Source organism: Providencia alcalifaciens DSM 30120, from assembly GCF_000173415.1.
Taxonomy (GTDB): Bacteria; Pseudomonadota; Gammaproteobacteria; order Enterobacterales; family Enterobacteriaceae; genus Providencia; species Providencia alcalifaciens.
In genome coordinates, this window is record NZ_ABXW01000078.1 from 1 (window position 1) to 22,282 (window position 22,282).

General features: G+C 41.8%; 19 protein-coding genes and 1 pseudogene. 3 read left to right on the top strand and 17 right to left on the bottom strand.

The window, feature by feature from the left end; all coding sequences use genetic code 11:
• Positions 1 to 124: 124 nt before the first annotated feature.
• The 4 genes from PROVALCAL_RS18685 to PROVALCAL_RS18700 all read right to left on the bottom strand — a co-directional run bounded on the left by PROVALCAL_RS18685 (position 125) and on the right by PROVALCAL_RS18700 (position 5,634).
• On the bottom strand, positions 125 to 469 hold the full coding sequence (locus tag PROVALCAL_RS18685; RefSeq protein ID WP_006660918.1) for a YfiM family lipoprotein: 345 nt from the start codon (positions 467 to 469) through the stop codon (positions 125 to 127).
• An 86-nt stretch (positions 470 to 555) separates the two neighbouring features.
• Positions 556 to 1,911, bottom strand: coding sequence for a CDP-diacylglycerol--serine O-phosphatidyltransferase (gene pssA / locus PROVALCAL_RS18690; protein ID WP_006660919.1), 1,356 nt, complete (start codon positions 1,909 to 1,911; stop codon positions 556 to 558).
• Between the two features lie 159 nt (positions 1,912 to 2,070).
• Positions 2,071 to 4,716, bottom strand: a complete 2,646-nt coding sequence (locus PROVALCAL_RS18695; protein ID WP_006660920.1) for a bifunctional acetate--CoA ligase family protein/GNAT family N-acetyltransferase — start codon at positions 4,714 to 4,716, stop codon at positions 2,071 to 2,073.
• A gap of 216 nt (positions 4,717 to 4,932) precedes the next feature.
• A complete protein-coding gene (locus tag PROVALCAL_RS18700; protein ID WP_006662345.1) occupies positions 4,933 to 5,634 on the bottom strand; it encodes a tRNA-uridine aminocarboxypropyltransferase in 702 nt (233 codons plus the stop codon).
• 172 nt (positions 5,635 to 5,806) lie between these two features.
• Between PROVALCAL_RS18700 and PROVALCAL_RS18705 the strand changes: the two genes are divergently transcribed.
• Positions 5,807 to 6,919, top strand: coding sequence for a tRNA/rRNA methyltransferase (locus PROVALCAL_RS18705; protein WP_006660922.1), 1,113 nt, complete (start codon positions 5,807 to 5,809; stop codon positions 6,917 to 6,919).
• An 88-nt stretch (positions 6,920 to 7,007) separates the two neighbouring features.
• On the opposite strand, the gene emrB is transcribed toward PROVALCAL_RS18705, so the two are convergent.
• The 8 genes and pseudogenes from emrB to nrdH form a co-directional block, all read right to left on the bottom strand.
• Entirely contained in the window at positions 7,008 to 8,549 is a 1,542-nt protein-coding gene (emrB, locus tag PROVALCAL_RS18710) for a multidrug efflux MFS transporter permease subunit EmrB (RefSeq protein WP_006662343.1), read from the bottom strand.
• 14 nt (positions 8,550 to 8,563) lie between these two features.
• Positions 8,564 to 9,745, bottom strand: a complete 1,182-nt coding sequence (emrA, locus tag PROVALCAL_RS18715; RefSeq protein WP_006660924.1) for a multidrug efflux MFS transporter periplasmic adaptor subunit EmrA — start codon at positions 9,743 to 9,745, stop codon at positions 8,564 to 8,566.
• Positions 9,746 to 9,968: 223 nt separating this feature from the next.
• Positions 9,969 to 10,484: a transcriptional repressor MprA gene (mprA, locus tag PROVALCAL_RS18720; protein ID WP_006660925.1), complete on the bottom strand. Its 516-nt coding sequence runs from the start codon at positions 10,482 to 10,484 to the stop codon at positions 9,969 to 9,971.
• A gap of 658 nt (positions 10,485 to 11,142) precedes the next feature.
• Positions 11,143 to 12,342, bottom strand: coding sequence for an MFS transporter (locus PROVALCAL_RS18725; RefSeq protein ID WP_006660926.1), 1,200 nt, complete (start codon positions 12,340 to 12,342; stop codon positions 11,143 to 11,145).
• Between the two features lie 144 nt (positions 12,343 to 12,486).
• Positions 12,487 to 13,458: a class 1b ribonucleoside-diphosphate reductase subunit beta gene (gene nrdF / locus PROVALCAL_RS18730; RefSeq protein WP_006660929.1), complete on the bottom strand. Its 972-nt coding sequence runs from the start codon at positions 13,456 to 13,458 to the stop codon at positions 12,487 to 12,489.
• 13 nt (positions 13,459 to 13,471) lie between these two features.
• Complete coding sequence (gene nrdE, locus PROVALCAL_RS18735) at positions 13,472 to 15,604, bottom strand: class 1b ribonucleoside-diphosphate reductase subunit alpha (RefSeq protein ID WP_006660930.1); 2,133 nt, start codon at positions 15,602 to 15,604, stop codon at positions 13,472 to 13,474.
• On the bottom strand, positions 15,597 to 16,031 hold the full coding sequence (nrdI, locus tag PROVALCAL_RS18740; protein WP_006660931.1) for a class Ib ribonucleoside-diphosphate reductase assembly flavoprotein NrdI: 435 nt from the start codon (positions 16,029 to 16,031) through the stop codon (positions 15,597 to 15,599). The genes nrdE and nrdI overlap by 8 nt, the downstream gene beginning before the upstream one ends.
• A gap of 11 nt (positions 16,032 to 16,042) precedes the next feature.
• A pseudogene (gene nrdH / locus PROVALCAL_RS18745) lies at positions 16,043 to 16,269 on the bottom strand (glutaredoxin-like protein NrdH).
• Between the two features lie 297 nt (positions 16,270 to 16,566).
• Here nrdH and PROVALCAL_RS18750 point away from each other — a divergent pair.
• Together PROVALCAL_RS18750 and cspE are read left to right on the top strand one after the other, a co-directional pair.
• Positions 16,567 to 17,025: a methylated-DNA--[protein]-cysteine S-methyltransferase gene (locus PROVALCAL_RS18750; protein ID WP_006660933.1), complete on the top strand. Its 459-nt coding sequence runs from the start codon at positions 16,567 to 16,569 to the stop codon at positions 17,023 to 17,025.
• Between the two features lie 217 nt (positions 17,026 to 17,242).
• Positions 17,243 to 17,452 carry a transcription antiterminator/RNA stability regulator CspE gene (gene cspE / locus PROVALCAL_RS18755; RefSeq protein ID WP_006662336.1) on the top strand — a complete coding sequence of 70 codons (210 nt, stop codon included), beginning with the start codon at positions 17,243 to 17,245 and terminating at the stop codon, positions 17,450 to 17,452.
• Between the two features lie 186 nt (positions 17,453 to 17,638).
• Here cspE and lipA read toward each other — a convergent pair whose 3' ends face one another.
• The 5 genes from lipA to rlpA all read right to left on the bottom strand — a co-directional run bounded on the left by lipA (position 17,639) and on the right by rlpA (position 22,278).
• The gene (gene lipA, locus PROVALCAL_RS18760) at positions 17,639 to 18,604 is read right to left on the bottom strand and encodes a lipoyl synthase (RefSeq protein WP_006660935.1); all 966 of its coding nucleotides are present in this window, start codon (positions 18,602 to 18,604) and stop codon (positions 17,639 to 17,641) included.
• A 70-nt stretch (positions 18,605 to 18,674) separates the two neighbouring features.
• Complete coding sequence (lipB, locus tag PROVALCAL_RS18765; RefSeq protein WP_179897764.1) at positions 18,675 to 19,304, bottom strand: lipoyl(octanoyl) transferase LipB; 630 nt, start codon at positions 19,302 to 19,304, stop codon at positions 18,675 to 18,677.
• A gap of 157 nt (positions 19,305 to 19,461) precedes the next feature.
• Positions 19,462 to 19,725, bottom strand: coding sequence for a DUF493 family protein YbeD (gene ybeD / locus PROVALCAL_RS18770; protein ID WP_006662335.1), 264 nt, complete (start codon positions 19,723 to 19,725; stop codon positions 19,462 to 19,464).
• Between the two features lie 154 nt (positions 19,726 to 19,879).
• Positions 19,880 to 21,109: a D-alanyl-D-alanine carboxypeptidase DacA gene (dacA, locus tag PROVALCAL_RS18775; RefSeq protein WP_006660938.1), complete on the bottom strand. Its 1,230-nt coding sequence runs from the start codon at positions 21,107 to 21,109 to the stop codon at positions 19,880 to 19,882.
• Positions 21,110 to 21,300: 191 nt separating this feature from the next.
• Positions 21,301 to 22,278, bottom strand: a complete 978-nt coding sequence (rlpA, locus tag PROVALCAL_RS18780; RefSeq protein WP_039862481.1) for an endolytic peptidoglycan transglycosylase RlpA — start codon at positions 22,276 to 22,278, stop codon at positions 21,301 to 21,303.
• Positions 22,279 to 22,282: the final 4 nt, after the last annotated feature.

Below are 22,282 nucleotides of genomic sequence, written 5' to 3' on the forward strand. Positions count from 1 at the left end.
ATAGCAAGCCCCGTGATGAAAATCACGGGGTTTTTGTTTTTCAGTAACATGCTATTTCAAAGATCACTTCCTGTACCTGTACCTATTTCTTACCTGCTGCGTCAGATTTTAAATCTTATGAATACTATTTAAAGTTTTGGTAGAGCGTATAACCTGCAACAGCCCCAGCGATATCATAAGCAAAATCATGCAAACTCCAGCCAGTACCCGATGGGCGGCTATCATAGAATTCTTTTGCTGCCCCTAGAGAAATAGAGAATACCATGCCGAATTGGGCTGCTTGTCTATGTTGCATGTTTTGTCTATCGGCATAAGCGTTTCCTGCAGCTGCCATCGCAGCTGAAAAGGCGAAATGTTGTGCTTTATCCTTACCTTTCCAGTTATCATTTGACCAATGAAACCCTGAGCAGCCAGTGATGATTATTAATGAAAAAATTAAAGCTAATGGTTTATATGTGATAGATGACATATCTTGAGCCTCTACAACAACTCGTGAGTTAGAGTTCAATAGATAATAAAAAGCGCCACATGATCGGCGCTTTAAAGAGATAATAATTAAAGTATTCGACTAATTAGGCGGTCGACGCGGATCCGTCGTAATCGGCGGATCAGCTTTTTCACTTTAACCGGGTAAGTTTGAATGCTGTCCAATTCACGGTAGTGATGAACAACTTTAGTATGAGTGCGAATACAATCTAACTCATGTTGGCGTTGTTCTTGGAGTTGCTGTTTCGGATCGTGGATCAAAACAGCATTTTCCAGATCTAATCCCCAAGCTCGTGGATTCAAGTTATTACCTGTAATCAATTGCCACTGATTATCAACCCACATTCCTTTGAGATGGTAGGTATTATCACCATCTTTCCATAAACGAACAGTCAGTTGCCCACTGTCAATGAAGCGTTGTAAGCGGCTGACAAAACGGCGCAAGTTTATTTCATAGAGATAAGGTAATGCACCAATAATCTTAAATGGTTCTTCTGGCGGGATATAAAAATCGTTAGCCGTTTTATCACCAATAATAATTTCAACTTTTTTTCCATCACGCAGTAATTTACTGATAATCCTGACCAAAACGGCAGGTAAATTAAAGTATGGTGTACAGATGGTCAGCTTTTCAGAGGTTGAGCTCATTAAATGTGTGATCGTACGGTTTAACTCATTCTTTTTACCTAGACCAACAAAGGGGATAACAGCGAGCTCATCATTACTAGCATTTCCTACGAATTGGTAGTTTACCCCACGTAATGATAAACGAAATTGTTTGATTAACCCTTTGAATTCCGCAGTTTTTGGTCGATTAGGCGTATTGAGTAGATGAATAGCATCTGATGATAGAAGAGAGTCATCAATGAATTTCTTCATCGTCGCGGTGAGATGGCTATTTTTGATCAGGTGATATCTATCATAGCGATATTTTTCATGACGATGTAAATACACATCGTTGATACTTGCACCGCTATATAGCAATGTATCATCAAATAAGAAGCCTTTTAAATGTAGTACGCCCAATGCCTCCCGTGTATTAACAGGAATTCCAAAAACAGGAATCTCAATATGAGGGTATTGTTGAGAGACTTCATAATACCAATCGGCATTAGTGAGATTAGCTGCTGCACCAATACGCCCTCGTTGAGCTCGGTGCCAATCAACTAAAATTTTAATATCTAGATTAGGATTTGCTTGCTTAGCAGCATACAAAGCATGAAGAATGTCTTTACCCGCATCGTCTTTTTCTAAATACAGCGCCGTAATGTAGACTGTATTTTTAGCTTGCGAGATTTGTTCAAGCAGAGCACCACGAAAATCTTCCGTCTTATAGAGCGTTTTAACATCATCAACTGACTGAGACAATTTAGGCATATTTGCCAAGTGTTGTTGATGTTTTGCTTGTTTTAATTTTGACAACATCACAGTGTGAATTTTCTCTTGTTAGTCTAATAGCAAATCGCTTTATACAAATATTTAAGCGAATGATCTGTCGATGATATCATATTTACATCGTTCATTAGGAATAAATTGGTAATTGGTTTGCTTACCATGCAGATTACAGTGTATTCCTAAATTTTATTATAGATGCAGGGTCAGATTCACGACACCATCCTCAAATTGAACATCAATTTGAAACCCTAGTTTTTTTGCCAAGCTGATCATATTGCGATTTTCTGGCATGGTGATTGCGGTCAATTTTTTAATACCATGTGCGCGGGTGTAATTCAGAAGCTTTTGCATCAATTGATAGCCTAGAGTTTGCCCTTTCATATCTGAACGAACTAACACTGCAAATTCTGCTTCTTGATTGTCAGGATCCGCCATCGCACGGGTAACGCCAATAATTTCAGGTTGTGTCTTGCTATTTTTAACGGCGACAAATGCCATTTCTCGGTCATAGTCTATTTGAGTCATATTGGCGAGATCATCATGAGTAAACTCACTAATTTCACTAAAATAGCGGTAATACAGATCTTCTTTGGTGACTTGTTCAATAAAGGATTTCAGTAAAGGCTCATCTTCCGGAAGAATCGGTCTTAGCAAGCAAGTCAGATCATCTTTTAGGTGGATTGTCTCTTCTAATTCATTTGGATATGGGCGAATGGCAAGTCGAGTATTTGGGCTATCAGTTGTAGAGCTTAATGTCATTGAAACATCAAGCAATGTGAATTCATCGCCTGCGGCTAGCAGCGGGTGTATATCCAATCGGCTGATATTAGGGCAATCAATAATTAAATTAGAGACCCGAACCAGTAAGCTAGCTAGCCCTGGAATATCTAATGGTTCTAAAGCACTACGGGCTTTAATTTTATGTCCTTTAATGGCATTGATGACCAAATAACGCGCCAGAGCTAAATTCAGTGGAGGAAGCGCGACGGCTGCTTGGCTCTCTTGCTGCCATTCAATACCACCTTCACCAAGCATGATTAGTAGACCAAATACGGGATCCAATTCTACCGCAATACGGAGCTCTTGAGCACCGGCTCTATTCGCCATACTTTGTACTAATAAGCCTTCAATCCGTGCTTGAGGGAAGTTGGTAGAAACGCGTTCTATGATCGCATCAGCTGCCTCTGCAACTTCTTTGGCATTCCTTAAATAGAGCATAACCCCTTGAACTTCTGATTTGTGCACAATATCAGGGGACCGTAATTTCAATGCAACGGGATAACCAATCTTTTCAGCAATTTCAACAGCTTGTTCACTAGAATGCGCTATCCATGTTGGTAGGCTATTTAATCCATAAGCTTTTAAAATAGGCTGAACTTCATGGGTATCCAAATGTAATTTGTTATTTTCAATTGCCTGCATAATGCATGTATGGGCTTGCTGAGTATTCGCAGTAATCCCGATAGGAAGGGCAGGGGTTTCTTTTAATTGTTTTTGGTTACGACGATATTCCACCATATGCATATAGGCAGTAATAGCACCTTCAGGTGTTCGATAAGTTGGAATACCTGCTTCGCTAAAGAGCCTTCTTGCCTCTTGGGATGTATATTCCCCACACCAATTTGTTAATATCGTTAGCCATTTTCCTCGTGGATGCTGTTTAATTGCTTTAATCACTTTTTCTGCCATAGATTTGCTTTGGGTTATGGCACTGGGTGTGTGGATCAAAAGCAATGCATCATGATCGTGGCTATCGAGCATTTTGTTCAATACGTTAAGGTATCTATCTACCGTGGAATCATCGCCGAGATCAATTGGATTTTGCGTTGATAAATCGAGAGGGAGCAAGGAGCTTAATTCATTTTCTGTTTCTACGCCAAGTTTCGCGAGTTTTCCATTTCTCAGTAGTAACTCATCAAGTGCCATCGCAGCAGGTGCGGAGCCATTACTCATTATTGATAAACGTTCCCCTCGCAGTGGGGTCATATAGCTTAGAGTTTCGACTGCCGAAAACATTTCATGGGTATCTTGTACTCGCAGTAAACCTGCGCGTTGGATAGCCGCATCATAGGCGGCATCTAAACTTGGTTTTTCACCAAGTAATTCTTGTGCTTTTCGAGTGCGACCGCTTTTGATAACCAAAATTGGTTTATTACGTGATGCACTACGAGATGAAGATAAAAAGCGCCTTGCATCACTGATATTTTCTAAATACAGCAAAATTGCGCTGGTTTTGCTATCTCGGGCTAGGTAGTCCAGCAGATCATCGATATCAATATCGATGCTATCTCCTAGAGCAATAAAATACGAAAAACCGATATCTCGGTGACGCGCCCAATCCAATACGGTGTTTGAAACTGCGGCAGATTGTGAAATAAACGCTAATTTGCCTTTTAAAATAGGAATAGGGGAAAAGCTGGCATTGAGTCCTTGCCATGGGGCAAAGAAGCCTAAACTATTGGGACCTAGCAAGCGAATTTGGTATTGCTGCGCCACTTTTTTCAGTTCGTTAAACTGAATAGAAGGGGATGACAGTATGATCACAACATTACAGCCAGCTTCTCCAAGTTGCCGTAAGCATTCGGTGTTACGAGAATAGTGGGTACAGATGACGGCAAGATCAGGTTTTAATGGCAGTTTATCAATTGACGGGTAAGCGAGGACGCCAAGAATAGAGTTTCTATTCGGATTAACGGGCAGGATAGGACCTTTAAAGCCACTGCTCAGTAAGTTCTTCATCATGACGGAACCTGCTCGGCTAGGATCTTCTGAAGCGCCTACGACAACGATGGATTTTGGCCTAAATAATGACTCTAGTTGACTCACTAACCCCATGCTGGCAAACCTTTTATGTGGTGAGCGTAAATACCGCCCAATTGATCTTGAGTTCGTAAGCAATACTATGCCGTATATTGGGAGAAGCGCCAGTTTATAGAGGGAATTTTATTGAATAATACAAGCACCCTCACGTTTTGTTGTGAAGGTGATTTTCAAAATATAAATTGCTGGAAAGCGCGATGTATAAATAACGTAAAGAATACCTAATAAGCGTTATTTTAAGGGCTGAGATAGGAGCATTTGAGCGGTCGGGTGGTGGGGTTTTCCTTCCAAGTATTTGTGGCGAAACAGATTAAAATGAGCAAATAACTTTTGAGATGCATCGATATCCCCAGCTTGTTCCAATACAGTGGCGGCGACTTCAGCCGTACAGTGTTGCTCTTCCCTTGATGGGATACGTAGGAGGTAATCTGTTCTCGCTTTGGTGTTAATGGATAGCATGGGAATTTGGTCCAAGTAAGGACTTTTTCGAAACATTTTACGGGCTTCCGGCCAAGTTCCGTCTAATAAGATGAACAATGCAGGTTTGTGGGAAAGCGTCGGTTGGTTAACAACAATACGATCATTTTGTGCGTAGCTTTCTGGGAAAATCAGATAAGGTTGTCTAGTCTGATCTTGCAGTATCGCTAATAACTGGCTATCAGGATCTGTTCTGGACCATTGGTAAGCTTGCGTATCAGGAAGTACATCCGCAATCAGTTTTCCTGTATTGCTAGGTTTAAAAACCTCACCATCAAACATAATGAGACAAAATTGGCTTTTTGCTTGCGCAGAAACAGTCTCTTCACATAAACATTGTGGAACAGGTAGTAGGCAAAAATGGCAACGTTTTACTCGACAACCTCTTGCTTTAAAAGGTTTTGTTGAAAGAGCTAAGCGTTGTTGGCGCAGGAGATAGACAGCGTTCTGACTCATGGTTGATAGGGTACTTTTCATTGCAACAAAATAAGGGGCATATTGTACGCAAAACGATTTGCATACGATAGAAGTATATTCAACAACTTTTCGGTGAGATAATAGTGAGGATCGGTAGCGTAGCTTTGCAACTTCATGTAATCTTCGCGCCATAGCTTAGTAGGGGATAGCGATGAACGACACGAATGATTTTAGTGGTAAAAACGGCAAAGTAAAAGTGATGTATGTCCGTAGCGAAGAGCAGGACAATAATAAAGGTAATGATAAGCGCCGCAGCGGTCGTGATGATAAGCGCGATGATAGACGCGGTGACAAACGTTCTGGTGGGCGTAACGATCGCAACGATCGTTCAGGTCGTTCAAACCGCCCAGAAGGTGGTCGTTCAGAAAGACGTTCTGACAGCGATAGACGTTCCAACCCACGTGATAGCGCACCTCGCGAGCAGTCACCATGGCGTACTGTATCAAAACCAGGTAGTGATGAATTAGAAAATGACCATGGTGGTATTTCAGGGAAAAGCCAAATTGACCCTGAACAACTGCGTAAACAGCGTCAAGAAGAGACGCGCATTTATGGTGAAAATGCTTGCCAAGCGATGTTTAAAAACCGTCCAGACGGCATTGTTCGTGCGTGGTTCTTACAGTCAGTGACTCCCCGTTTTCGTGATGCATTAAAATGGATGGCGGCAAACCGTAAAGCATACCATGTTGTTGATGAAGAAGAGCTTGCGAAAGCATCTGGTACTGAACACCATGGTGGTGTGTGCTTCATCATTAAAAAACGTGGTGGTATGGCGGCTGAGGTTTACTTAGAAAATGCGGTAGATACCGATTGTGTTTTAGCATTGGAAGATGTGGGTAATCCACATAACCTTGGCGGGATCATGCGTAGTTGTGCTCACTTTGGCGTGAAAGGCGTAATTTTACAAGATGCCGGAATGTTAGAGTCTGGTGCGGCAATTCGTACTGCTGAAGGTGGTGCTGAGCATATTAAAGCGATTGACGCGGATGGCTTCACGACAACATTGGATAAGTTCCGTCAAGCGGGCTATACCATTGTCACCACATCAAGCCATAAAGGTAGTCAGGATATTGCTAAAGTTCAATTACCGAAGAAAATGGTGCTGGTGTTAGGTCAAGAGAGTGATGGATTAAGTGATAGCACTTGGGATCAGGGCGATATGAGTTTGTACATTGGCGGAACAGGTAAAGTTGAAAGCCTGAACGTTTCTGTGGCAACCGGTATCATGCTATCTCAGTGGTGGTCACAAAACAAAGTTAAGTAATCGTGCATTAGCATGAGCTTAAAGAAAAAACCATACACAAAATTGTGTATGGTTTTTTTTCGTTTCAACATGATAGCGAGAATAGGGGTTAGTGAGCGCCGCCTCCACCCTCTTTCGATCCTGCGCCGAATGGTGGTTTCGCAAACCAAACTATGACCATGAGTAGAATAAAGACCCCCGCGGACATCCAAAAAATCTCATTCGCCGAAATAATTAGCCCTTGCTCTGTGATTGAGCGTGCAATATAAGCGGCGCTTTGCTGCTCATTCATGCCTATTTGCGCGAGCTCACTGTACATATGTTGAGCATTAGGATTATATGGATTAACAAATTCCGTTAAGTTTTCATGGTGCATCGCTTCACGTTGTGTCCACAGAGTGGTTGTGATAGAGGTACCAATTGCCCCAGCTAATGTTCGCGTAAAGTTAGATAAGCTAGATGCTGACGCCATTCTTTCAGGTGGTAAGCCTGATAACGTAATGGTTGTTAGTGGCATAAAGAAGCAGGCAATCGCTAAGCCTTGAACAAACTGAGGCCATGCAGCCGCCGCGAATCCCATTCCTGGTTCGAAGGTATAAGCTCGCCAGTAATAACACACTGCATACATAATAAAGCTGAAGGTAACTAAGTAACGCATATCGATACGGTTACCGAAGCGACCAATAATAGGCGTGATTAAAAGAGGCAATAGACCGACCGGTGCCGATGCTAAGCCTGCCCAAGTTGCCGTATAGCCGTATACCTCTTGGAGTAATTGCGGCAATAGAACGATAGTGCCGAAATAGAGCATATATGCCAAACTGAGCGCTAAGCAGCCAATGGTAAAATTGCGTTCTTTGAAGAGTGAAAGGTCGATTACAGGATGTTCATCTGTTAACTCCCAAACAATCAAGAAGGCAATTGCGACAACTGCAATCACTGTCAGAACAATAATCTCTGTTGAATTAAACCAATCAAGCTCTTTCCCTTGGTCGAGCATAATTTGGAGTGCGCCAATACCGACGACCAGTAAGACAAGTCCAACTGTATCAATTGGTTTGATGGATATTTTTGTTTCACGTCCTTTTAAGGTTCGCATGATGGCAAAAATAATGGCGATACTAAATGGCACGTTAATAAAGAAAATCCATCCCCAGTGATAGTTATCACTGATATATCCACCAAGAATAGGTCCACAGATAGGGGCGACAACAATGGTCATTGACCATAATGCAAGCGCCATACTGCGTTTGGCTGGAGGATAGTTGTTTAGCAATAAACTTTGGGAAAGCGGAATCAGAGGACCTGCAACTAAACCTTGTAATACGCGGAATAAGATGAGCATTTCTAAGCTGTTAGAGATCCCACATAACCATGAGGTGAGTGCGAAAAGCCCTGTAGACCATAAAAAGAGTCGAACTTCACCAATACGGCGAGCTAGCCAACCAGTGACAGGGATAGAGATAGCATTCGCTACGCCAAACGACGTAATCACCCATGTGCCTTGTGAGTTAGATGCACCCAGATTACCCGCAATAGTGGGGATAGCGACGTTAGCAATGGTCGAATCCAATACCTGCATGAAAGTTGCCAAAGATAAGGCAATCGTCATCCAAGCCAATTTTGAGCCAGTTAACGGTGCATTTGTCACGTCAGAGTCTCCGTTTACTTATTGCCGGCATTATTCTGAATAATCTCAGCAACAATCTTGTCAGCAGGAGACATATCCACAGCTAAAGCCGTCGTGTGGTAAGCCGGTGCATCACGTAGACCTTTTGATAACACTTTCCCGTCTTTGTTGGCGGTATCCACTTCAACTTCCGTAGAAAGCCCAATACGTAATGGGTATTCATCTAACTGAGCCTCGTCAAGAGCAATACGTACCGGGAGGCGTTGTACTACTTTAATCCAGTTACCGCTGGCGTTTTGCGCAGGTAATAATGAAAATGCGCTACCTGTACCCATATCTAATCCAACGACCGTACCGTTGAATACCACATTTTTACCATAGAAATCGGTCGTGACTTTTGCGGGCTGACCAATCCGCATGCTGGAAAGTTGTGTTTCTTTAAAGTTGGCATCAATCCACATACCGCTAGATGGCACGATTGCCATTAATGGGGTATTTGGCGTGATTTGCGAGCCGACTTGTACGCTGCGGCGTGACACGTAGCCATCCACAGGGCTGACAATTTTGGTTCGTTGTAGAGCAAGCCACGCATTTCTCACTTGTGTTGCCGCTTGTTCAACGAGAGGTTGTTTTTCTAGGGCGGTATTGAGCACGATGGCTTGGTTGGCATTATATTGCTCAATTGCCACATCCAAAGCACTTTTAGCGCTGACGACCGCTTCTCTCGCGTGTTGTAGTTCTTCTTTTCCAATCAGATTACTATTTCCTAGAACTTCACGACGTTTTAAATCATTTTGCAAACGGGATAGTTCAGAGCGTTTAACATCAATATTAGCTTGAAATTGTCGACTATTGATTATGTGCTGCTGGGATTGTCTAACACTGTTAGCAAGTTCAGTTTTTGCTTTTTCGAGAGCTAATTCAGCATCTCGAGGGTCGAGTTCCACTAATACCGTTCCGCTTTTAACAAAATCGGTATTGTCGACGTTGACCGTCATGACGCTGCCTGATATTTGAGCTTGGATTTGAACCTGATTTCCGGCTACATAAGCATTATCTGTGGACTCGTAATGGCGTAGGACAATATACCAGTATGCCGTCCACCCGATGCCAATAGTGACAAAAATAAAGGTTAAGAACATGAGAGCATTTCTGCGCTGTCTTTTTTTGTTTAATGGCGGTGTTTGCGTTTCCGGTAGATCCTCGCGGGCGCTCATACTGATGGTTCCCCATATTCAATGGATAAAAATAACGGCTGTTTCCAGCAGTTAGTATTAACTACTGGAAACTAAGACGACAAATGATTTCGTTGCTCGATGGGATGTAGCAATATATCACTGAAAGGATAATGAAATATAAGTGAGTGAAAAGGTTTTTTTTCAGTTTAAACCACAGAATGCCTCAAAAACATTAACCATTAATTTATTGTGGTTAATATAATCACTCTTTGATACTATCAAGCTTGATGAGTAACTTGCGCATTAATTTATCAAGCTGCTGCTTTTCATCAGTGTCTAATGCCGACCAAATATCGATTAAGGCTTTATGTTGTGGTGGCAATAATCCGCTTAAAAACTCAGAGCCTTTTTCAGTTAAATGCAGGTGTAAGCAACGACGGTCATTATGACTTTCTTTACGTTCAATCCAGCCATTCTTTTCTAATTCATCTGCGATACGCGTAGCGTTAGTGCGTGAAGATCCCAATGCTGCACTAAGTTCAGATGGCTGAATGCTATGAGAATCTTTGGTATCAAGGATCATTAACGCCATGAACAGCGTTTCGTTGACTCCTTGAGCTCTTAGCATATTGTTACGTGATTCCAACAGTTTTCCATGCACGTGCATGCACAGGCGCGTTAATAAAATTTCTTGGTAAGGAATGGTATTTTCCAGTGAAACTTGTTGCGCGACACGGGCGTTAAGTAATTCTTCTGTCGGTGTAAATGAACTTTCCATTATTTGGATACCTTATTAGTTTCAGTTGGTAATGTTTCAACTGCAATCAACCATGTGAATGGTATATTAAAAGATAGAATTAGCAATTATACTTAATTAATTTCATCCATTTTATTTTGACAATGATACATCATTCATAAATTTTATGAATGTGTTTTAACGCATTTAGTATAGTTCAATTAACAATCACTGCTTTCTTACTATCGTGCAGATAAATAGATCAAAGTATAATTGCGTTTTATACGACAAATAAAATCATATAAAACAATATATAATCACATCGCATTAACTCAATACCATTTTTTTTATTACTCAATAATTACAAGATAGAAGGATCTCTCTTTTTGGGGGTAAATACCAAGAGAAGGAGCCTAGGGTACTGAGTGATACTGGGTTAATATTTTATGGGCAAGAAGTATACCATTTGATGAAGGTATACTTTTTGCTTAACTGTGTCACTAATTAACTTTTTCTAAGTAAATTATACCTTGCACTAATTATTTATCATTGTTAGCTATTTGATAAGATGATTATTATCATAGCCACATAATAATAGGTTAAATAATGGACCAGGAAAGAATGTGATTGATATTAAGTGAGCTGGATATGCATAACCGCAATCTATTTAGCGGCTATGCATTGAGAGAATTAAATGTATTTATTGCTCTGAAGTAATTTTTGGATCAAATCGAGCACCAATAGCCCAAATGATTAAGCTTATTCCGGTCAAGACCGCCCCTGAAATTGCAACGCCTAGCCAGCCCGCATGTTCATATGCATATCCTGAAAGTAATGAACCTAATGCACCACCAATAAAATAACTGGTCATATAACCTGCGGTTAAGCGGTTACGTGCTTCAGGCATAATACGATAAAGGGTACTTTGGTTTGTGACATGCACGGCTTGAACCGCCAAATCAAGGACTAATACACCGATAATAAAGGCAATTAACGAATACTTCGCTATGCCAATGGGGATCCAAGATAACAGTAGTAACACTAAGCCAAGGGTCGTGATTAATTTACCTTTGCCTTTATCAACTAAGCGACCCGCTTGAGTTGCCATTAATGCTCCTGCCGCACCAACAAGACCAAATAGTCCGATAGTCCCTTCCGAATAATTGAATGGGGGGCTAGCAAGCAAGAATGCCATGGCAGTCCATAACAGAGCAAAATTTGCAAAAGTTAAGGCTCCAAGTAAAGCTCGAGTTCCTAATACGGGGGTTGTAAAAAACAGGCGTCCAATGGAGCAGATGAGCTGAAAATAGTTAAGATCAGTTTTTTGGTGATAGCGGGGTAGTTTGAGCGCTAAAACAAGGACGAGGATCATCATCAATCCAAAGGCGACCCAGTAAATGGCTCTCCATCCCCCGATCATGGCAACCCCGCCAGAGATAGTTCTGGCAAGTAAAATACCTAAAAGTAGCCCACTCATAATTGTTCCGACAGCTTTCCCTCTTTGATGCGGTTTCGCAATAGAGGCAGCCATAGGAACAAGGACTTGCGCGACAACGGAGAATAATCCGGTTAAAGCCGTACCGAGCAAAATTTGCCAAATATTGTCAGAAAGCGCCGTGATTAATAAACCACTCGCTGACAATGTCGTCATGATGATGACCAACTTTTTTCGTTCGAAAAGATCACCGAGAGGAACTAAAAATAGTAACCCAACGGCATAGCCTAATTGAGCTGCCGTCACAATAAACCCAGCCATGTTAGTGGTGAGGTTAAATTGGAGTGCGATGGTATCGAGTAGAGGTTGCGCGTAATAGTTACTGGCAACGACGAGTCCGGTGGCAATTGCCATTAAGAGCGTTAAGCCCGTAGTCAGTTCCGCTTGTGGTGTTTTTATGCTCATTATGCTTCGAATATAAGTGTTAATTTATTATTCAGTGGGCAGGCTTTAAGCCTAACCCACCATTATTGTTCAATGAGTTAATGCATGAGGTTATTTTATTATTTTTTTCAGAACATTGATGCGTGATATTTTTGTTGATGTTATTCAAAAAAGCCAATCATCATCTTCAGTACTCACCGCTTTGCCAATGACATAGGATGAGCCAGAGCCAGAGAAAAAGTCATGGTTTTCATTGGCGTCAGGTGAAAGTGCGGACAAAATTTCAGGGCTCACTTGTGTAATTGAGTCTGGGAATAGTGCTTCATAGCCCAAGTTCATCAACGCTTTATTGGCGTTATAGTGTAGGAAACTTTTGACGTCTTCGCTCCAGCCAACACCATCATACAACTCTTGAGTATATTTGATTTCATTTTCATATAAATCAAGTAGCAATGAGAAAGTGAAATCTTTAATTTCATTACGTTCTTGTTCTGAGTAATGAGCTAGCGCTTTTTGGAATTTATAACCGATGTAGTAGCCATGAATGGCTTCATCGCGAATGATCAGCCGAATTAAATCTGCGGTATTGGTCAGTTTCCCACGGCTTGACCAGTACATTGGCAAATAAAAGCCAGAGTAAAATAGAAAGGACTCCAAAAAAACGCTGGCGACTTTCTTCTTGAGTGGATGGGAATCGCAATAGTAAGAAAGAATAATTTTAGCTTTATTTTGTAATGCAGTGTTTTCTTCACTCCAGCGATAAGCTTCATCAACATCTACGGTGGAGCATAATGTAGAAAAAATCGAGCTATAGGAACGTGCGTGTACCGCTTCCATAAAGCTGATATTGGAGAGAACGGCTTCTTCATGGGGCGTTTGTGCATCTTCCATTAAGCAAGGCGCACCAACAGTATTTTGGATGGTGTCCAGAAGTGTTAATCCCGTAAATACACGAATGGTGAGCTGTTGCTCGTCTGTTTTTAGTGTATTCCATGAAACAGTATCGTTTGACAGTGGAATTTTTTCTGGCAACCAAAAGTTACTGGTTAGCCGATTCCATACTTCGAGGTCTTTATCATCCTGAATACGGTTCCAGTTTATTGCTTGAATTGGGCGATTAGGCGTGCTGGTGGTCATATTCTTTATCCTTTTACAGTGAGCAGGAAACACAGCCTTCTACTTCGGTACCTTCGAGAGCAGTTTGGCGTAATCGAATGTAATACAAGGTTTTTATTCCTTTTCGCCAGGCATAGATTTGCGCTTTATTGATATCGCGGGTGGTTGCATTACCATCAAAAAACAGTGTTAGCGACAAACCTTGGTCAACGTGCTGGGTCGCTTCTGCATAGGTATCGATGATTTTTTCTGGACCAATTTGATAGGCATCTTGGTAGAACTGAAGATTTTCATTGGTCATAAATGGTGCGGGATAGTAAACACGCCCAATTTTGCCTTCTTTACGAATTTCGATAGGAGCAACTACAGGGTGAATGCTGGAGGTCGAATTGTTGATATAGGAAATAGATCCTGTTGGTGGGATCGCTTGCAAGTTTTGGTTATACATTCCATTGGTCATCACTGACTGCTTTAAGGCTTGCCAGTTTGCTTGTGTGGGTATTTCGATGCCCGAGCGTCGGAATAATTCCTGAACGGTTTGAGTCTTTGGTAACCATGTGTTGTTGATATATTTATCAAAATACTCGCCGCTAGCGTAGGAGGATGATTCAAAGCCATCAAAGGTTTGTTGGCGTTCAATGGCTAATTGGTTTGATGTTTTTAAGGCATGGTAAGCCACGGTATAGAAATAAATATTAGTAAAATCTAATCCTTCTTCAGATCCATAGTGGATATGTTCTCGGGCTAAAAAACCATGCAAGTTCATTTGACCAAGACCAATGGCATGGGATTGTCGGTTACCTTTAGCAATAGAAGGAACTGAGCCAATATTGCTCATATCTGAAACCGCAGTTAGAGCGCGGATAGCGGTTTCTATCGACAATGCAAAGTCTGGTGAATCCATGGTATTTGCGATATTCATAGAGCCTAAGTTGCAACTAATATCTTTACCAATTTCTTGGTAACTTAAATCATCTTCATATTGGCTGGCTTGGTTTACTTGTAGAATTTCAGAGCATAAATTACTCATGTTGATGCGCCCAGCAATGGGGTTGGCACGATTCGCGGTATCTTCAAATAAAATATACGGATAGCCTGATTCAAATTGGATTTCAGCGATAGTTTGGAAAAATTCCCGCGCATTAATTTTGAATTTTTTGATGGCTTTGTTGTTCACCATTTCGTGGTATTTTTCTGTAACACTGATTTCTGACATGGGTACCCCGTAGATTTTTTGAATGTCATAAGGGGAAAATAGGTACATGTCTTCATTATTTTTCGCGAGCTGGAATGTAATGTCAGGGATCACGACTCCAAGAGAGAGTGTTTTAATGCGAATTTTTTCATCCGCATTTTCCCGTTTAGTATCTAAAAAGCGCAGGATATCAGGATGGTGAGCATGAAGATAAACGGCACCTGCACCTTGTCTCGCCCCTAATTGATTTGCATAGGAAAATGCATCTTCCAGCATTTTCATGACAGGTACGACGCCAGAGGATTGGTTCTTGATCTGTTTAATCGGGGCGCCTTGTTCGCGTAAATTACTCATCAAGAAAGCAACACCACCCCCGCGCTTAGACAGTTGTAGTGCTGAATTCACTGAGCGCCCGATAGACTCCATGTTGTCTTCAATTCGCAGTAAAAAGCAGGATATTAGCTCCCCGCGCTGTTTCTTCCCACAATTGAGAAACGTTGGCGTTGCAGGTTGGAAGCGCCCAGTGATGATTTCATCTACGAAGAGGGAGGCGAGAGATTTAGAACCCTGTGCAAGGGTGAGTGCCACCATGCAAACGCGGTCTTCGTAACGTTCAAGATAGCGTTTTCCATCGAAGGTTTTAAGTGTGTAGCTGGTGTAATACTTAAAAGCGCCTAAGAACGTTTGAAAACGAAACTTATGAGCATAGGCTTGCTTGAAAAGTTGTTTAATGAACGGAAAATCGTACTGTGCGAGGACCTCTTCTTCGTAGTATTTTTCATTCACTAAAAAATCAAGTTTCTCTTTTAAATCATGAAAAAAGACGGTGTTTTGATTCACATGCTGGCGGAAGTAGAGATATGCTGCTTGCTTGTCTTTATCTAACTGTAAACGACCTTCATTATCATAGAGGTTCAACATCGCATTTAGCGCATGATAATCCGCATTGCGGCTGTTTTGTGGGTTATCCATTGATTGGTTCCTTTGTATGAGCGCTTTCCCAGAATGTTTTCAATCCTTGTTTTACGGACTGTACATCTCGCTCAGTACCTAATAATTCGAAGCGATAGAGGAAGGGAATAGCACATTTTTGAGCAATAATGCTGCCGGCGAGCGCGTAAGCTTCCCCAAAATTAGTATTACCTGCCGCAATAACACCGCGAATCAACGCACGATTAGTTGGGATATTGAGAAAATGCACAACTTCTTTAGGTACTGCACCATGGGAAGAGCCTCCACCATAGGTCGGTAGCAGCAGTACATAAGGCTGAGTTGCTAAAATGGCATTTTCAGGTAAATGACCGATGGGGATGCGGGTTGCTGGCAATTGTAATTTTTCGATAAACCGATGGCAGCTGCCCGAATGGCTCGAAAAATAAATCAGTGGCTGTGTGGTCATATCAGCCTCACTTACTCAATCAAAGCATTGATTTTGTCAGGGCGAAATCCTGACCAATGTTGCTCTCCCACGATAACAACGGGAAGTTGTTGGTAACCTAGTTTTTTATAAATTCAATGGCTTGATTATCTTCAGATAGGTCGATGACTTTATATTGAAGTTGCTTGCGTTCAAAAGCTTGGTAGGTGGCATTACACTGGACGCAGTTAGGCTTACTATAAATGGTAATCTCAGTCATTTTTTTCACCTTAATATTTTCAGAACGTGGTAGTTACGTGATAGTGGTGTATCCAAGATGGTTTGATCCTATATATTGATAAAAAATATTTCAACCACACAATATATAGTGATTTCTTAATTTGAATGATAATCATTCAAATTATTAGCTATGCTGTTATTAACATTGGAAATAAAAAAATTCAGGGGGAGATGATTCAGTTAGCTACACTGAGAAAAAATATCATTGCAAAGTAGAAATAATTTACCTTATAACTGTATATACAATCAGGTAAGTGAATCCTTTTGAGGAGATGTTATGTACCATCAATATTTAGTAGCCCCAGAAAACTTTCCGAAACCGTGGATCCATATTACGGCTGATGATGAAGGTGTGACGAGTATCTATTTTGTTGATGAAAAAACGGAGAAAGAGTCGAAGAACGAATTCTCAAAGCAGTGTGCTAAAGAGTTAAAAGAATATTTCAATCATAAGCGGAAAGTGTTTTCTGTCGCACTGAATCCGCAAGGTACTGAGTTTCAGAAAAAAGTCTGGAAGCATTTGTGCGAAATTCCTTATGGTGAGCGCTGGAGTTATAAAGATCTCGCCTTAAAATTAGGTTCTGTTAACTATTGCCGAGCTGTAGGAATGGCAAATTCCCGTAATCCTATTTCATTGATTGTGCCTTGTCATCGTGTGTTGGGGCATGATGGAAAATTGGTGGGTTACACAGGGGGTCTGGATATTAAAGATTGGCTACTTATTCACGAGAAGTAAACGCTGAAAAATTAACTATTAGTAATACTTATCTTTGCGTTAATTACTATTGATAAGAATTATTTCCGTTTTTTTGGGGAAACGTGTGGATAAATAATATTTTTTTATCATTTAAATCAATTTTCGTGATCTAGGTTGTAGACAAGTAAGTTACATATCTGATGTACTGAGCTTGATACAGATGGTGTGTCTATTTTATTTTAAAGGTAATAATTTGATGTCTAAAGTTAAAGGTAACGTTAAGTGGTTCAATGAATCTAAAGGTTTTGGTTTCATCACTCCAGAAGATGGTAGCAAAGATGTTTTTGTTCACTTCTCTGCGATTTCTGGCGACGGTTTCAAAACCTTAGCAGAAGGCCAAAAAGTCGAATTCGAAATCACTGAAGGCGCGAAAGGTCCATCAGCTGCTAACGTTGTCTCTTTGTAATTAAATACTTAGAAACGAACAGCACTAAACTCGCACTAGCATTGCTAGCGCGAGTTTTTTTATTGATCAAATTCACCGAATAATAATTTGTATTAGTGATAAATTAGATAATTAATAAAAAACCCCAATGTGCAATATGCATCATCAGGGTTTTTCTGCAAGCATCGTTGGGTAAAATGGTAAATATTATTTAACTTCTTCACCTTTTGCTTGTAGGTCAGCATGGTAAGAAGAGCGCACAAATGGACCACATGCTGCATGTGTGAAGCCCATATCCATAGCCGCTTCTTTCATTTCATCGAACTCAGCAGGGCTGACGTAACGCTTAACGGGTAAATGGTGGCGGCTTGGCTGCAAGTATTGTCCCAATGTTAACATCGTCACGCCATGACGACGTAAGTCACGCATAACTTCGATAATTTCTTCATTGGTTTCGCCTAAGCCAACCATTAAACCTGATTTTGTTGGGATTTCTGGATGTGCTTCTTTGAATTTTTCCAGTAATTTCAAGGACCATTCATAGTTAGCGCCAGGGCGAACTTGGCGGTAAATGCGTGGAACGTTTTCAAGGTTATGGTTAAACACATCCGGTGGCGTAGCGGTAAGGATCTCTAATGCGCGATCCATACGGCCGCGGAAATCAGGTACAAGCGTTTCAATTTTAATCGATGGGCTTTTTTCTCTGATTGCACTGATGCAGTCAGCGAAATGCTGTGCGCCGCCATCACGTAAATCATCACGGTCTACGGAAGTAATAACCACATAGCGTAGAGCCATATCTTTGATAGTTTGGGCTAATTTTTCAGGCTCATTGGCATCAGGGGCATTTGGGCGACCGTGGGCAACATCACAGAATGGGCAACGGCGAGTACAGATTGCACCTAAAATCATAAAGGTGGCAGTTCCGTGGTTAAAACATTCAGAGAGGTTAGGGCATGACGCTTCTTCGCAGACGGAGTGCAAGCCATTTTTACGCATTGCGGCTTTGATGCCTTGAATTCGCGTAGAGTCAGCTGGCAATCTGATTTTCATCCAGTCAGGTTTACGTAGAATTTCTTCACGTTCCGTCACCACGTTTTTAACAGGGATCAGTGCCATTTTATCGGCGTCACGATATTTAATTCCACGCTCGATCTGAATTGGTTTACTCATAATGTGCCGGTTCCAGTTATCTGTTTGCCATTAAAATTTTTTTGAAAAATGTTAAAAAATTATAGCATTATTATTGAACAATATGAAATCCAAGTGTGTCACAGAACTGACTAATAAGCACTGGTTGAACATCGCTTAATGTAATATTTGGCGACAGTGCTCGCACTTGTGTCATTTTCAACTCACTATAACCACAGGGGTTAATGCGATTAAAAGGCTCTAAATCCATATCAACATTCAGTGCCAATCCATGGAACGAACAGCCTTTGCGGATGCGTAAACCAAGGGAGCAGATTTTGTCTCCATTGACATACACTCCGGGGGCATCAGGGCGTGGGTACGCACTGATATTAAAATGAGCGAGGGTATTCACCACGCAGGTTTCTAGAGCACTAACCAGTTCACGGACACCAATATGGCTACGCTTTAAATCCACCATAACATACATCACTTGCTGACCGGGACCATGATACGTCACTTGTCCACCTCGATCGCTTTGGATGACAGGAATGTTTCCTGGCGCGAGAACATGCTCAGCTTTACCTGCTTGCCCTTGAGTAAATACAGAAGGGTGCTGTACCAGCCAAATTTCGTCGCAGGTATCAGAAGTACGGGATTCAGTAAATTGATGCATTGCCTCAGATGTGCTCTCGTAGGGAGCCAGACCTAAGTCGCGGATGATGATGCTATTCTTCGACAAAATTCGGTGTCCACAGGCTGTAAAGATGAATGGCAGTATAACGCTGTGAAAGCTTTACCACCAGTTTAGCTTGTTATAAATGTGTTATTTTGCAGTATATTTCAACATTACGAGCAATAAAAAACCGAGCACATGGCTCGGCTTTTTGCGCTGTTCATTACAGGACAACTTTGACTAATTCTAATGCGCCTAACTCAGTGTAGAGCGTTTCAACTTGCTCAATGTGAGTCGCGTTAATCGTAATAGAAACTGAGTGGTAGTTACCTTTGCTGCTCGGTTTCACATCCGGTGCATAGTCACCCGGAGCATGGCGTTGAACAACTTCAATGACTTGGTCAACTAATTCTGGCTGCGCTAGGCCCATCACTTTGTAGGTCAATGGACATGGGAACTCAAGCAGTTCACCTAATTTCGTTTTCATGGGCACTCCTAAAAGATTAATTAGCGCCTGTATAAAAATTGGCTGGAAGAAAATAGATTTCGCCAGCCAATTCATGACCCCACTAGGGGTTTGTATTTCACTACAGGCTTTCAGATACAAACTATATGGGGTTAACTTATTTCGATTTCAAGTATTAACTAAACCAACGATGGAATAATAGTTTGATGTAGTCGATCAAGCGGCTGAAGAAGCCACCTTCTTCAACATCTTTTAATACCGTTAAAGGACGTTGTTCAATTGTTTTGCCGTCTAATTGGAAGCTAATCGTTCCGACTTGCTGGCCTTTTTTCAGCGGTGCTTCAATTTCAGTTGTGGTTAATTCGTAGCTTGCTTTCAAGTCTTTTAAACGACCACGAGGAATGGTGAGGTAAAGGTCTTCAACGACGCCTAATTTAACTTCGCTGTCATCACCAAACCAAACGGGAGCAGTTGCGAACTCAACATCGGCTTGCAGTGGCTTAACTGTTTCATAGAAGCGGAAGCCATAAGTGAGCAGTTTTTTGCTTTCTGCATCACGACCTTTACTGCTTTTTCCACCCATAACAACAGAGATCAGGCGCATATCGCCATCTTTCGCTGATGCCACTAAGTTATAACCCGCTGCATCAGTATGACCGGTTTTAATCCCATCAACGGCGAGGCTTTTATCCCATAGTAGACCATTACGGTTAGTTTGGCGGATATTATTAAACGTAAACTCTTTTTCTTTGTAAATTTCGTACTCTTCCGGTACATCACGGATCAGTGCTTGACCAATCAACGCCATATCGCGAGCAGAACTGTATTGACCCGCGGCATCCAAACCATGAACCGTTTGGAAGTGGGTATTTTGCAGACCCAGTTTAGTTACGTAGGTGTTCATCAAGTTAACGAAGTTAGCTTGATCACCAGCAACATAATCCGCCATTGCTACACAAGCATCGTTACCTGACTGTAAGTTAATACCACGGGTCAGCTGAGAAACACTCACGCGATCCCCTGGTTTTAAGAACATTAATGATGAGCCTTTGAAGATTGGATTACCTGTCGCCCATGCATCATCGCCAACCGTAACCATATCATTCGCACCGATTTTGCCTGATTTAATGGCTTGACCGATAACGTAGCTGGTCATCATTTTGGTCAAACTGGCAGGATCGCGGCGTTGGTCTGCATTGCTTTCGGCAAGGACTTTACCTGAATTGTAATCAATTAAGATATAGGCAGCCGCATCAATGTCTGGCACTGCGGGAATTGATGTATTTGGAAATGCTTCATCTGCATTTGCAAAATTAGCAGTAGAAACGATCAGTGCAGAAGCCAAGGCAGTCTGGCGCGCAATGCGTGACAGAAAGACATAGCGTGATGGGAAGACATTTTTCATGGTTGTATCATTATATCCGGCATTCGGTTAACACAAGAAAGCGCAGTTTAGCAAAAGTTCAAAGGCAGATAAAAGAAGCTCTTGCGCTGTGCAGGTAAATTTACGCTAGTTTATACCCGTTCTACTTCAAGTTGCAGGGGAAATAAGGATTTATTTCCCCTTACAACGTAAATTATTCGGCTATTGGGAGACTAAGGCGCGACAACCATAGATTGTTGATTACGCTCGGACTGTAAGCGAGATTGAATCTCTACGGCTTGTTGTCTGGTTGCAAAAGGTCCTAATTGAACACGGTAGATGCCATTGTAGGGTTGCAGGCGTCCTGGAACCTTAAACTGGTTTTTTAAATTGTCTAACATGCTTTGTGCATTCGCTTTACTACTGATAGCACCAGCTTGGACTAAAAATCCACGCTCAGGGACCGATTCTGTTGCGGTTGCTTGTGGCGCAGCTTGCGGTTCCTGTGGCTTGATGTTCATATCAGGCATAGCCGGTTGCATGGGTTCAACAGGTTGTTGGACGGGCAGTGAATTTGTTGGTGCTGGGGATTCTTGCATCACTGGCGTGCCTAATGGACCAGACCCTAACTGTGGGCGGTCGGGGAGCGCATAACTTTGCTTAACAAAGTTTGAACCTACTGTACCGGGACCCGATAAGCTGCCATCGGGTGCAACTTGGATAGCATCAATTTTAATCTTTGTCGTTGTCATCAGATTTAAGCGATCTGCAACCGCACGAGATACGGCAATGCTTTTACCCGGTGTATATGGACCTCGGTCATTAATACGCACCACCATCATGCGACCATTCATCATATTGGTAATACGTGCATAACTTGGAATTGGCAGGGTTGGGTGAGCAGCTGTTAACTCTACTGGGTTCGCTCGTTCACCAATGGCTGTCAGTTGACCAGAGGCTTCTTGTCCATAAATTGATGCGTAACCAACTTGAGAGTACTGCGCCGGATCACGCACGATTTGATACTGTTTACCATTACGTTGGTAATCATTATTCGCCGTTGGGTGATAAGGTTCATAATGTGGCTCAGCACCCAAGACATCTTGTGTTGGGATATTGGTTGGTACTGTTGGCTGCTGCTTAACGTCTTCGTTAATACAACCACTGAGCAATGTGGTTGCCATGGCGAGCATAATCCATTGTAAACGCATACTA

Coding starts and splice junctions, on each gene's coding strand:
- ybeD (WP_006662335.1), bottom strand. CDS start 19,725: ATGAAAACGAAATTAGGTGAACTGCTTGAGTTCCCATGTCCATTGACC.
- pssA (WP_006660919.1), bottom strand. CDS start 1,911: ATGTTGTCAAAATTAAAACAAGCAAAACATCAACAACACTTGGCAAAT.
- nrdF (WP_006660929.1), bottom strand. CDS start 13,458: ATGACCACCAGCACGCCTAATCGCCCAATTCAAGCAATAAACTGGAAC.
- lipA (WP_006660935.1), bottom strand. CDS start 18,604: ATGAGTAAACCAATTCAGATCGAGCGTGGAATTAAATATCGTGACGCC.
- PROVALCAL_RS18685 (WP_006660918.1), bottom strand. CDS start 469: ATGTCATCTATCACATATAAACCATTAGCTTTAATTTTTTCATTAATA.
- mprA (WP_006660925.1), bottom strand. CDS start 10,484: ATGGAAAGTTCATTTACACCGACAGAAGAATTACTTAACGCCCGTGTC.
- cspE (WP_006662336.1), top strand. CDS start 17,243: ATGTCTAAAGTTAAAGGTAACGTTAAGTGGTTCAATGAATCTAAAGGT.
- PROVALCAL_RS18695 (WP_006660920.1), bottom strand. CDS start 4,716: ATGGGGTTAGTGAGTCAACTAGAGTCATTATTTAGGCCAAAATCCATC.
- dacA (WP_006660938.1), bottom strand. CDS start 21,109: ATGAAAAATGTCTTCCCATCACGCTATGTCTTTCTGTCACGCATTGCG.
- emrA (WP_006660924.1), bottom strand. CDS start 9,745: ATGAGCGCCCGCGAGGATCTACCGGAAACGCAAACACCGCCATTAAAC.
- PROVALCAL_RS18705 (WP_006660922.1), top strand. CDS start 5,807: ATGAACGACACGAATGATTTTAGTGGTAAAAACGGCAAAGTAAAAGTG.
- PROVALCAL_RS18750 (WP_006660933.1), top strand. CDS start 16,567: ATGTACCATCAATATTTAGTAGCCCCAGAAAACTTTCCGAAACCGTGG.
- nrdI (WP_006660931.1), bottom strand. CDS start 16,031: ATGACCACACAGCCACTGATTTATTTTTCGAGCCATTCGGGCAGCTGC.
- nrdE (WP_006660930.1), bottom strand. CDS start 15,604: ATGGATAACCCACAAAACAGCCGCAATGCGGATTATCATGCGCTAAAT.
- PROVALCAL_RS18725 (WP_006660926.1), bottom strand. CDS start 12,342: ATGAGCATAAAAACACCACAAGCGGAACTGACTACGGGCTTAACGCTC.
- rlpA (WP_039862481.1), bottom strand. CDS start 22,278: ATGCGTTTACAATGGATTATGCTCGCCATGGCAACCACATTGCTCAGT.
- PROVALCAL_RS18700 (WP_006662345.1), bottom strand. CDS start 5,634: ATGAGTCAGAACGCTGTCTATCTCCTGCGCCAACAACGCTTAGCTCTT.